9 protein-coding genes are annotated in these 11,891 nt (G+C 33.5%); all 9 read right to left on the minus strand.

Annotated elements, in window-relative coordinates:
* Positions 1-121: 121 nt before the first annotated feature.
* The 9 genes from purE to AB1349_03705 all read right to left on the minus strand — a co-directional run bounded on the left by purE (position 122) and on the right by AB1349_03705 (position 11,786).
* On the minus strand, positions 122-631 hold the full coding sequence (purE, locus tag AB1349_03665) for a 5-(carboxyamino)imidazole ribonucleotide mutase (GenBank protein MEW6556434.1): 510 nt from the start codon (positions 629-631) through the stop codon (positions 122-124).
* Entirely contained in the window at positions 628-1,884 is a 1,257-nt protein-coding gene (gene purD / locus AB1349_03670) for a phosphoribosylamine--glycine ligase (GenBank protein ID MEW6556435.1), read from the minus strand. Before purD ends, purE begins: the two co-directional genes overlap by 4 nt.
* Positions 1,881-3,215, minus strand: coding sequence for an amidophosphoribosyltransferase (gene purF, locus AB1349_03675; protein MEW6556436.1), 1,335 nt, complete (start codon positions 3,213-3,215; stop codon positions 1,881-1,883). Before purF ends, purD begins: the two co-directional genes overlap by 4 nt.
* A gap of 53 nt (positions 3,216-3,268) precedes the next feature.
* Positions 3,269-4,057 carry a phosphoribosylformylglycinamidine synthase I gene (purQ, locus tag AB1349_03680; protein MEW6556437.1) on the minus strand — a complete coding sequence of 263 codons (789 nt, stop codon included), beginning with the start codon at positions 4,055-4,057 and terminating at the stop codon, positions 3,269-3,271.
* An 82-nt stretch (positions 4,058-4,139) separates the two neighbouring features.
* Positions 4,140-5,729: a CTP synthase gene (locus tag AB1349_03685; GenBank protein ID MEW6556438.1), complete on the minus strand. Its 1,590-nt coding sequence runs from the start codon at positions 5,727-5,729 to the stop codon at positions 4,140-4,142.
* Between the two features lie 16 nt (positions 5,730-5,745).
* Positions 5,746-8,148, minus strand: a complete 2,403-nt coding sequence (locus tag AB1349_03690; GenBank protein ID MEW6556439.1) for a tetratricopeptide repeat protein — start codon at positions 8,146-8,148, stop codon at positions 5,746-5,748.
* 9 nt (positions 8,149-8,157) lie between these two features.
* Complete coding sequence (gene purL, locus AB1349_03695) at positions 8,158-10,512, minus strand: phosphoribosylformylglycinamidine synthase subunit PurL (protein MEW6556440.1); 2,355 nt, start codon at positions 10,510-10,512, stop codon at positions 8,158-8,160.
* The gene (locus AB1349_03700) at positions 10,502-10,969 is read right to left on the minus strand and encodes a phosphoribosylformylglycinamidine synthase subunit PurS (protein ID MEW6556441.1); all 468 of its coding nucleotides are present in this window, start codon (positions 10,967-10,969) and stop codon (positions 10,502-10,504) included. Before AB1349_03700 ends, purL begins: the two co-directional genes overlap by 11 nt.
* On the minus strand, positions 10,962-11,786 hold the full coding sequence (locus AB1349_03705; GenBank protein ID MEW6556442.1) for a phosphoribosylaminoimidazolesuccinocarboxamide synthase: 825 nt from the start codon (positions 11,784-11,786) through the stop codon (positions 10,962-10,964). Before AB1349_03705 ends, AB1349_03700 begins: the two co-directional genes overlap by 8 nt.
* Between the last annotated feature and the right edge of the window lie 105 nt (positions 11,787-11,891).

Here is an 11,891-nt window from a genome sequence, read left to right on the forward strand (position 1 = left end):
CATCCCAGCATCAGTTAGTTCGTTGCCTTATTAACTGTGGGATTTGGTGTTGGACTGGTCGCTACCCTTTATCCAGTTCGGACTTCCACCGACAAGAATTCAAGGAACTTTCTTGGCACACTCATATATATCTCCTGTAACCAACTTTTTTAAGTTTTACATCTTTTTTCAAGACATTTTTTTCAAGGTCTTTTTTGTATTGATTAAGTTTTTTCTTAAGGTGCGTATTGTTTAATGATAATATTTCACAGGCAAGAATCGCAGCATTTGCAGAGCCATTTATTGAAACAGTAGCGACTGGAACACCTTTTGGCATCTGGACGATTGAATAAAGCGAATCAACACCTGAAAGTGTTTCCGTTTTTATAGGAATACCAATCACTGGTATCGTTGTTAACGATGCGACAGATGCGGGAAGATGCGCCGCACCTCCTGCACCTGCGATAACAACTTGAATCCCATTTTTTGTAAGATTTTTGGCATATAAATTTGTTTTTTCAGGCGCTCTATGTGCAGAGATAACTGTCATCTCAAAAGGTATCTTAAAAAACTCAAGCATTTCTGCACAACTTTTCATCACAGGCAAATCAGAATCGCTTCCCATTACGACACTTACAATCGGTTTTTTCATAAAACTCCTTTTGAACCAATATCCCGACGGTAATGCATATTTTCAAATTTTATTTTTTTAACATCCTTGTATGCTTTAGATATTGCCACTTCCAATGTTTTACCAATCGCACACACATTCAAAACTCTGCCCCCGGTTGTGAAAAACTTGTTGTTTTCAATTCTTGTTCCAGCATGAAAAACAAGCACATTTTTAATTTTTTTTATACCGTGAATTTCTTTATTTATCTCATATTTGCCGGGATAACCACCTGATGCTAAAACAACAGACACGCAGTATTTATCATACCATTCAATTTTACATTTTGCAAGTGGACCATCAACAGTTGCTAAAAACAAATCTAATAAATCACTCTTCATCAACGGCAGTATCGTCTGGGTTTCAGGGTCGCCGAAACGAACATTGAATTCAAGTACTTTCGGGCCGGCAGATGTCATCATTATTCCAGCATAGATTATGCCACTGAATTGAAGGTTTTCTTTTTTGATTCCTTCTATAAAATTTTCAAATATTTTTTTTGTATCTTTTTCAGTAATGATTTTTACAGGTGAATATGCACCCATACCACCAGTATTTTCGCCGTTATCACCGTCGGCAACTCTTTTATGGTCTTGTGATGGAATTAGCGGTAAAACTGTTTTACCATCACAAAATGCGATAAGCGATGTTTCTTGTCCTATAAGTTTTTCTTCAATAACAACTTTTTCACCTGCAGTACCGAATATTTTATCAACCATTATTTTTTTGATTGTATTTTCTGTTTCTTCTTTTGAATTGCAGACAAAAACACCTTTCCCAGCACAGAGGCCATCTGCTTTAACGACAACCGATTGGAGATTGGAGGTTGGAGATTGAAGATATCTTAAAGCATCATCATGCTTTTCAAAGATATTAAAAGATGCTGTTGGGATATTATACTTTTTCATAAACTGTTTTGCAAAAATCTTGCTTGACTCAAGTTGTGCTGATTTTTTATTACAGCCAAAAATTTTTAATTTTCTTTCTGTAAAATAATCAACAATACCTTCTGAAAGTGGCAGTTCAGGTCCTACAACAGTTAAATCAATTTTATTTTTAATTATAAACTCGGAAATACTGACGAAATCCAAAATATCAATTTTTTCGCATTTGGCAATTTGAGAAATACCGCCGTTACCGGGAATACAAAAAATTTTATTTACATTTTTTGATTGTTTTAATTTCCAGATAATTGCGTGTTCTCTGCCACCGGACCCAATCACAAGAATTCTCATTTTATTGGATAATCTCCTGTGAAACAGGCGAGACAGAAATCGTCTTTTTTTAATCCTGTTGCTTTTATCAAGCCGTCAATAGAAAGATAATATAGTGTATCGTCATCAAAAAATTTTTTTATCTCATCCACAGATTTTTTTGCAGCAATAAGTTCAGATTTTTTGGGGGTATCAATACCATAAAAACAAGGATATTTAATTGGTGGCGAACTTATTCGGTGATGTATTTTTTTTACACCTGTTTTTCTTAGTAGTTTGATAAGTTTCTTAGATGTTGTGCCTCTAACGATTGAATCATCAACCAGCACGATATTTTTCTGATACAGTGTTTCACTTACAGGATTGTATTTTATTTTTACTCCAAAATTTCTGATTTCCTGTCGTGGCTCTATGAATGTCCTGCCTACATAATGATTCCTGATAAAACCAATTTCGTATTGTATCTTTGACTGTTCAGAGAACCCAACGGCAGCAGCATTTGCTGAATCAGGAACCGAGATTACAATATCAGCATCAGTTTTTGATTCTTTTGATAGTTGTCTTCCAAGATTTTTTCTAACATTATAAACTGATTTTCCAAAAACTTTTGAATCAGGTCTTGAGAAATAGATAAACTCAAATATACAGAATGCATTTCTTCTGGTTTTGCAGAACTGGACTGACTCAATTTTGCCGTCAGAAATAGATACTATTTCACCTGGTTTTACATCTCTTATATATTTTGCACCAATGAGGTCAAACGCACAACTTTCTGACGATACAATATATGAATTTTTTAATTTGCCAATACACAGCGGTCTGAATCCCAAAGGGTCTCTGACAGCGATAAGTTTTTTATTCAACAGAAAAAGTAACGAATAGGCACCTTTAATTTGTGATATGGCATCAATTATTTTTTGTTCAAGCCCAATCTTTTTTGATCTTGCAATAAGATGAAGAAACACTTCACTATCTGATGATGTCTGAAAAATAGAACCGTCTCTCTCCAGTTTTTCTTTTAACGATTTAGCATTACAAAGGTTCCCATTGTGTGCAATTGCGAGGTTGCCGTTTGAATAATTTATTGCAAACGGCTGCGCATTTGTTAAATTAGACAAACCAAATGTTGAGTATCTCACATGCCCGATTGCACAAGAACCTTTAAGTTTGTTTAACTCATCTTTTGTAAAAACATCAGCAACTAATCCGGTAGCGATTTTACTAAAAAATCTTTTACCATCAGACGAAATGATTCCTGCTGACTCCTGTCCACGATGCTGGAGCGCATAAAGTCCGAGATATGTCAACTTTGCTGATTCACTATGATTATAGACACCAAAAATTCCACACATATAAAGCCAGTGATTAAGCGATTAAGTAATTAAGTGGAAGACAAAACTTAACATTATATTTTTGTTCTAGCATATTCTACTACGTTTTTGAAAATAGCAAGTCCAACTGGTTCAATAGTTTTATTTCTTGTCCAAACAGGATACTGATATTTTGTTACGAATCTTTCCGGATGTGGCATTAAACCAAGAATATTACCGTCAGGATTCATTATTCCTGCGATATTATCAATTGAACCATTAGGATTGTATGGATACTCTGCACTATTTCCTGTTTCATCACAATACTTGAAGACAACCAGACCCTGTTTTTCCAATTTTTCAATTATTTCATTATCTGCATAAAATTTGCCTTCCGCATGTGCAATTGGTAGTTGAATAATTTCTGGCAGATTTCGTATCCAAAAATTTTGATTTTTGATTTTTGATTTTTGATTTTTTTTCAGATACACCCATCGGCATTCAAATTTTCCGGAGTCGTTCCATCCAAGTGTTACTGATTGCCTGTCGGTTACAAATGGAAGAAGTCCTGATTTTACAAGCACCTGAAAGCCGTTACAAATTCCGATAATAAGTTTTCCTGTTTTTGCAAATTTTATTATTTCGGCTTTTAGTTTATATTTTAACTTGTTTGCAAAAACTTTACCAGCCGAAATATCGTCGCCATACGAAAATCCACCGGGTATTGCCAGAATTTTATATTCGGAGATTTTTTTTTCTTTTCTTAAAAATCTATTTATATGAACGATTTCAGAACTTGCACCTGCCAAATTAAATCCTTGTGCTGTTTCAATATCATTATTTGTCCCTGCTGTTTTTAGTACTAAAACTTTAACCTTTTTCATAGATTCGCTTCGCTCATTACACAGAACTGACTCGGAACTTATACACGGAACTGACACTGAATAGTTCTGCTTCCGTTCCGTGTTAGGTTCTGTGTCTATTCCGTGCTTTATTCACAAATGCAACAAACAAGGGATGCGGCTTTAATGGTCTTGATTTAAACTCCGGATGAAATTGTGTTGCCACAAACCATGGATGTTTTTTTAACTCAACAATTTCAACGAGACCATTATATTCACCAGCAATTACAAGTCCACTATTTACCAATTTTTTTCTAAACTCATTATTAAACTCATAACGGTGTCTATGTCGTTCAGAGATATTTTTTACCTTGTATGCGATTTGAGAGGTTGTATTTTTTTTTAACTTACAAGGATAACTTCCAAGTCGCATTGTTGCGCCTTTGAGTTTAATTTTTTTCTGTTGTGGCAATAAGTCAATTACAGGATATGAGGTTTCAGGATTAAATTCAGTACTATTAGCATTTTTCAGCCCACATACATTTCTTGCAAACTCAATTACTGCACATTGCATTCCCAGACAAATTCCTAAAAATGGGATTTTATTTACTCTTGCATATCCTGCAACCTTTATTTTTCCTTCAATTCCTCTTTCACCAAAACCACCCGGCAGAATTATACCATCCACAGTTTTTAATTCATTCTGCAAAAATTTGCTTTCAACATCAATATATTTTATTTTTATATTTGTTTTATTTTTAAGTCCGGCGTGAATTAAAGCCGAATCTACGCTTTTATATGCGTCTTTTAATCCGGTATATTTTCCGCAAATACCGATTTGAACTTCTCGGGTGAATTCTTTTTTACTTTCAACCATTTTCTTCCATTCTGTTAAATTATGTTTTTTAGCACGGCATTTCAGATGCTTCAATATAATTTTATCTAATTTCTGTTCTTTCAGAATCAGCGGAATTGAATAAATATTTTCAGCGCCAACATCCTGTTCTTCTATTACTGCTTCTTTTTTTACACTACAAAATAACGAAATTTTGGATTTTATCTCGTCGGTCAGTGGTTTTTCACATCTCGCTATAATGATATTCGGCTCAATACCTATTTCTCTGAGTTTACCGACGGCTTGCTGTGTTGGTTTGGTTTTCAATTCTTCTGCTGCTTGAATATATGGAATCAAAGTAAGATGGATATACAAAACATTTTCCGAACCTTCATCTATTTTGAACTGTCTGATTGCCTCTAAAAATGGGAGGCCTTCTATATCCCCAACTGTTCCACCGAGTTCTACAATTGTTATCTCTGAGTTTTGTGCAGTTTTTTTGATTCTATTTTTTATCTCGTCGGTAATATGCGGTATTACTTGGATAGTCTTTCCCAAATAATCGCCATTACGTTCTTTTCGTAAGACGGTTTCATATACCTGTCCTGCTGTAAAATTATTTTCTTTAGACATATTCATATCTAAAAAGCGTTCGTAATATCCCAAATCCAAATCCGTTTCTGTGCCATCTTCTGTCACAAACACCTCACCGTGTTGATACGGGCTCATCGTTCCAGGGTCAACATTCAGGTAAGGGTCTATTTTTAACACAGTTATTTTAAGCCCTCTGCTTTTAAGGAGTAATCCAATAGATGCAGTTGTGATGCCTTTCCCTAATGATGATACAACCCCACCGGTGACAAAAACAAATTTTTTAATCATCATAACCTCTATTTTAATATCTTTCAGCTTTTATGGTACTAATAATAAGTAATGCTTTATTATTTTGTGGATTATTTTTAAGTAACTTTTCCGCTTCTTTTAAAGATTTTTGTATCTCCCCTGTTAAATAATATAATTGGGCTAATGTAAGTTGTAAATCGCTTTCTTCAGGTGCAAGTTTAATTGCTTTTTCTAAATATGGTATTGCTTTTTTATATTCTTTTTTAAGAGCATAGATATTACCAATCTCTGAATAAAACCGATATTCTGGATAACCTTCTTCTGACCCTTTTAGATTACATTTAATTGTTTCATCATATTCCCCATTAGCAGTAAATTTAATTCCATGAACAAACCACTCAATACCTCTATAATACTTTTCAACCACTGCAGAAACCGATTCTTCATTAAAATAATTGTCTATCTTTTTTTGGTTGTATAAGTTCACATCATAAAGAGCAATATATGGAAGTTCCCGAACCAATATATTATTCTTAACTATTTTATAGACACGGGAATTCATATTTTGATATACTAATTGAAAATGCTTAAAACTTTCTGGTTGAAAATGGAATCTATAACACAAGGAGGTTTTTAATAGATTTAATGCTTCTGCTTGATATCGTTTTGACTCAATTCCTTTTTCAAATAATAAAAAAGGTTGATATAAGAAATAAGAAACATTATATTTTTTACAGAGTGTAAAGAATTTTTTTTCATCATTATTATAAAGTGCAAATGTAAATTCTTTAACTTTATCACGCATTATTGATGTTTCAAATTTTGAATGAATAATAATAGGACGGTCAGCAGACAAAAGTATTATTGGCCCTGTTTCAAAACTGGTAAGAAAAGCATTTTCAGAATTAGTGTTTTTTTGTATCCATTCTTTTAATTCAACTATAACAAATTTTGGTATTTTTTTTATGGTGTCTTCGTGTTGAAAGTACCTCAACATTATTAAATTTTTCAATCCTATTCCTTTATAATTGGGTATTTCATATATTTCCCATAAAATAGTCATTACTAAAAAAGAAATGATAAATGATTTTATAATCTTTGGGAATTTCATTAAAAAGAGACATCCGCATAATACACTTAAAAAGAAAGATATAAAAACATGAAGCCGCACTATCATTACATATAATATCCCAAATCCGATGAAAACCAAAAATAAAAGAATATGAGCAAGTTTTTCAACCTCTTCATTTTTCTTTAAAATCTTTTTAATAAAAAGTGAATATCCACCCAACAATCCCCAAATTAACAAACTTGAAAGATAGAATATAGTTATCAGTACATTTGTGGTATTAAAATCTCCAGTCCATAGCGCCCGACTTTCAAACGAAAGCGACGATGGGCTTTCAGGTTTTACACCTAAAAAATGTAGTTTGTCTATAAAAAGTGACCAAACATGTGTATATTCAGATTCTGCATTTCTAATAAATATCACTGTTGCACAGCAAATCAAAATCAGACATAGTAATAACAATTTTTTGCCAATTGAATTATATGAAAATTTTTTCTGTAAAAAAAAGTATAAAAATAGTCCATATAATATAAACATTGGCAAACTAAACACTGCAAGTCGGGTTACTGGTAAAAACAGACTACCAATGGTTGGAATAATAACAAAACCACCGATAGTTTCACATAAATTATAGTGCCTGTTTCGGAGAACACAGAAAACGGCTGTTATCGTAACAGCGATAGTAAATACATAAAAATAAAATTTTGCGAAATGCCAACTCCAGAAAGACAACAAAATAAATAATCCTGAGATTATACCCAACAATAAAGAATATTTTGAACGTGTTTCTTTAATACTACTGACAAAAAACATAAAACTACAGAAAATCAACAATAATGTAAAATCTTCTAGGTTATATGTGAAAAATCCACCTTGTGGCATTGTGCGTATGAAACTAGACCAAGAGGTTGCATAAAAAATTGTTGAAATAAGTCCGGCAATTAAATTTTTCCATAACATATTAGAAATGATAAAAACAATACAAACGGTTAAACTTGTATAGAAACAGATAAAGTAAAACAAATAGATATGAAATGGAACTTTTGGAAAGAATTTAATAAATATTCTATAAGTATATCCGTGAACCATCGGCATAAGCATTGTCAGTTCTGAATAAGGTTTTATGCCCTCCGGCCATTGTGCTTTTATATCTATTTCAGGAACCCGATTGCCTTCAGCTATCATTTTTGCGTATCTATATTGGAATGCGGATTCTGTAAAGAACAACAGAGTATCGGGCTCTTCTTTATGAAGTAGCAATTCTTTGTTAATAGTAATAATTTTGAAATAAGAAACAGTCAAATATATCAAAACTAACACTGCATAGCAAATAATTTTTTTTGAGTTAGTATTGGGGTTCATAGACGTGAATTTTATTCTTTCCATATCGTCATTTTATTGTAACAATGTTTTCTGCCAGCACTTTTTTAATTCAAAAATATCAGCATCAATTGTTTTTTTGCCAGTACTTCCTGTAACAATTAATCTTTTGGCTTCGGTAACTGTTCCAATTTTTGCAAAAGTATTTCCGCTAAGAATTTTGCTGAATTCCTGTTCTTTTTCCTTTTTTACTTCAACAATAAATCTTGAATTGGTTTCTGAAAATAAAATCAGATGGTTAGGTTGATAAGGAACTTTTGATAAGTTAATTTCTGCGCCTAATTCACCTGAGAAACACATCTCGCTTATACAAACACCAATCCCGCCGTCTGAACAATCGTGACATGATGCAACACAATTATTTTCAATTGCTTTTTGTAAAGCGCACATCTGTTTTTTTGCTGTTTTCGGTTCAACCGTTGGTGGAAATTCATTTTTTGTAATACCAACAATATAAATTGGGTTCCCTGCTTTTTTTAAATCCATAGTTATACAATTTCTTACATCTTTTACAACAGAAATCGCAGAAATCAAAAGCGTTGGTGGAATGGATACTGATTTTTGATTTTTGATTTTTGATTTTTGATTTACTACTATGTATTTATTATTTAAACTATCTTTGCCCGAGATAAACGGTATTCCAAACCCCTTTGCGATATTATAACAGGCTTCACACGCTCTTACAAGCCCGCCGAGTTGTTCCGGTTTTTCTAATTCACCCCAACAAAAATTATCTAAAAGTGCTGTTCTTTCTAAATCGCCGCCAACTGCGATAATGTTTCTTAATGCCTCATCAATTGCAGATGCCGCCATAGAATAAGAGTCAATTTTGCCATACAGATTTATTCCATTTGAAACAACAATACCGCGATAGGAATCAAAAAACGGTTTCAGAACAGTCGCATCTGAAGGCCCATCATTTTTTATTCCTACAACTGGTTTTATTACTGTCTGGGCTTGAACTTCATAATCATACTGACGGATAACAGATTCTTTTGAGCATACGTTTAGTGATGTTAGGAGTTTTTTTAATGTAGAAACTGGATTTAATGTTTTCGTGTTTGCGGAAACACGGAAACATTTTTTTTCGGTTTTTGGCTCAACAGCAACCATTTTTTTTGTCGGCACTCCGTTATGCAGAAAATCCATATCAATAGAGCAGACCAATTCATTTTTATAGAATACTTCCAGTTTGCCTGTATCAGTGAACTCGCCAAGCACAGTTGCCTCTACATCTTCACCAAAAAATAATTCCATTATTTTTTCAATATTTTTTCTTGGAACCGCAAGAATTATTCTTTCTTGTGATTCAGAAACCCATATTTCCCAGGGTTCAATCCCTTGATATTTTAATGGTGCTTTTTCCAAAAATACCTTTGCACCACCTGACAGAATTGCAAGTTCACCAATAGCAGACGAAAACCCACCAGCACCGCAGTCAGTGATTGCGTTGTAAAGATTCTTATCACGTGCTTGAAGGATTGTATCTACAAGTTCTTTTTCAACAATCGGGTTGCCTATCTGAACTACGCTTGCAGGTATATTTTTTTCTAACGATAATGACGAAAATGTAGCACCGTGAATACCATCTCTGCCTGTTCTTCCGCCGACAGCCAGAATTAAATTATTTGGAACAACTTTTTTGGATATTTTGTTTTTGGGCATAATACCTATAGTTCCGCAGTAGACCAGTGGATTATATATATAACCATCATCAAAAATTATACTACCATTTGCAGTAGGTATACCCATACGGTTACCATAGTCCCTAACACCTGCTACAACGCCATTAAAAATTCTTTTTGGATGCAGAATATTTTCAGGCAATTTTTTATACGGATAATTATATGAGCCAAAACAGAAAATATCAGTATTCATAATTGGTTTTGCACCGCAGCCTACACCTAAGATATCACGAATAACACCGCCGATACCTGTCCCAGCACCACCATATGGTTCTATTGCAGACGGATGATTATGTGTTTCAACTTTGAAAGCAACCGCGTTTCTTTTATCAAACTCAATTACTCCGGCATTATCCTTAAAAACAGACAGACACCATTTTTTATTCAGTTCTTCAGTCGTTTTGAAAATCGTTTCCTTCAACAGATTATTATATGTTTTTTCTTTCCATCTTTCCATCTTTCCATCTTTCCATCTGTATTTTATTTCAGCAGTTAAAGTTTTATGCTTACAGTGTTCAGACCATGTTTGTGCGAGTGTTTCAAGTTCTACATCGGTTGGATTTCTTTTAAGTGTTTGAAAATACTTCTGAATTGTAACCATCTCTTCAAGATTTAATGCCAGCAAGTATTTCTTACTAATTTTTTGCAGTTCTGGTTTGGTAGCAGTAAGTATTTTAATTTCCATTTGTTATCCTGTAGTTATGGATGACGGTATTTGCCAGTATTTTTTTGGCTATTAGTTTTAATTCCTTTTTTGATAATCGCGGAATAGATTCAAAAAAGTATTTTTTACCCGTCTTTACAAACAGTTCATTACCTATACCCATATCTTTTATTCCAATTTTTACTGTTTCTGCAACGGTATCTGTGACACCATTTTTATAATAAACCTCAACTGCCAAACATTTATTTTGTGATTCAAAGTTTATATTTATTACTTGTATAAGCGGGTCAACAAGCAAAGCCGTACAGATTTTTTTTATTTTTCTAAAAGAAATACTGCCGGAAATCTTGTATATCTGTGCTATCTTTACAGATAATTTTTTTTTGACGCCCATCGCAAAAATATCTTTTTTAATTTTTTCTGCTTCTGCATCAAAAACCTTATCCTTACATTTTACAAAAATTTTATATTCAGCCACATAATCTCCTTTGTGCTTCAAGATACCGTTGTTTTGTTTTTTGAACAATATCTTCTGGAAGCTCTGGAACTGGCGGCTGTTTATTCCATTTTATTTTTTCAAGATAATCTCTGACAAACTGTTTATCAAAATTCTCCTGCGGATTGCCTGCTTGATATTTCGCTTTATCCCAGAATCTTGACGAATCAGGTGTAAGAACTTCGTCAATCAGAATAACTTTACCATCTACTATTCCGAACTCAAATTTTGTATCTGCAATTATTATTCCTTTTGATAGTGCATATTCAGATGCTTTCCTGTATAACATTATACTTTTTTCTTTGATAATTTTAACAATTTCACCTCCTGCAATTTGTTCTGCTTCTGCTTCTTTGATATTGATATCGTGTTTGCCGTCGGGCGCCTTTGTTGATGGTGTAAAAATCGGCTCTGGCAGTCTTTCTGATTCTTTAAGTCCTAACGGCAATTTATTCCCGCAGACACAGCAATAATTTTGTTGATACTCTTCCCATGCGCTACCTGATAGATAACCACGGACAATACATTCAATATCTATTCGTTTGGCTTTTTTTACAAGCATTGTACGACTCTTGAATTCTTCAATATCAGTATCAGCTGAAATTAAATGGTTATCAATAATTTCTTTTAAGTAGTCAAACCAGAACAAAGATATTTTTGTTAGAATTTTACCTTTCTCAGGAATCAAGGTCGGTAGAACAAAATCAAAACAAGAAATTCTATCGGTTGCAACAATCAGCAGTTTATCGTCATCAAATTCGTATACATCACGCACTTTCCCGCGATATAGCAGTTTCATTCTCTTCGCTCATTACACAGAACTGACACGGAACTCCTGCACGGAACTGAAGCAGAACTGTTCTGTGTCTGTTCCGTGTTTTGTTCCGATTCTATTCCGTGTCTA

The organism is Elusimicrobiota bacterium (assembly GCA_040757695.1).
Lineage (GTDB): Bacteria > Elusimicrobiota > UBA8919 > UBA8919 > UBA8919 > JBFLWK01.

Coding starts and splice junctions, on each gene's coding strand:
- purE (MEW6556434.1), bottom strand. CDS start 631: ATGAAAAAACCGATTGTAAGTGTCGTAATGGGAAGCGATTCTGATTTG.
- purD (MEW6556435.1), bottom strand. CDS start 1,884: ATGAGAATTCTTGTGATTGGGTCCGGTGGCAGAGAACACGCAATTATC.
- purF (MEW6556436.1), bottom strand. CDS start 3,215: ATGTGTGGAATTTTTGGTGTCTATAATCATAGTGAATCAGCAAAGTTG.
- purQ (MEW6556437.1), bottom strand. CDS start 4,057: ATGAAAAAGGTTAAAGTTTTAGTACTAAAAACAGCAGGGACAAATAAT.
- AB1349_03690 (MEW6556439.1), bottom strand. CDS start 8,148: ATGGAAAGAATAAAATTCACGTCTATGAACCCCAATACTAACTCAAAA.
- purL (MEW6556440.1), bottom strand. CDS start 10,512: ATGGAAATTAAAATACTTACTGCTACCAAACCAGAACTGCAAAAAATT.
- AB1349_03705 (MEW6556442.1), bottom strand. CDS start 11,786: ATGAAACTGCTATATCGCGGGAAAGTGCGTGATGTATACGAATTTGAT.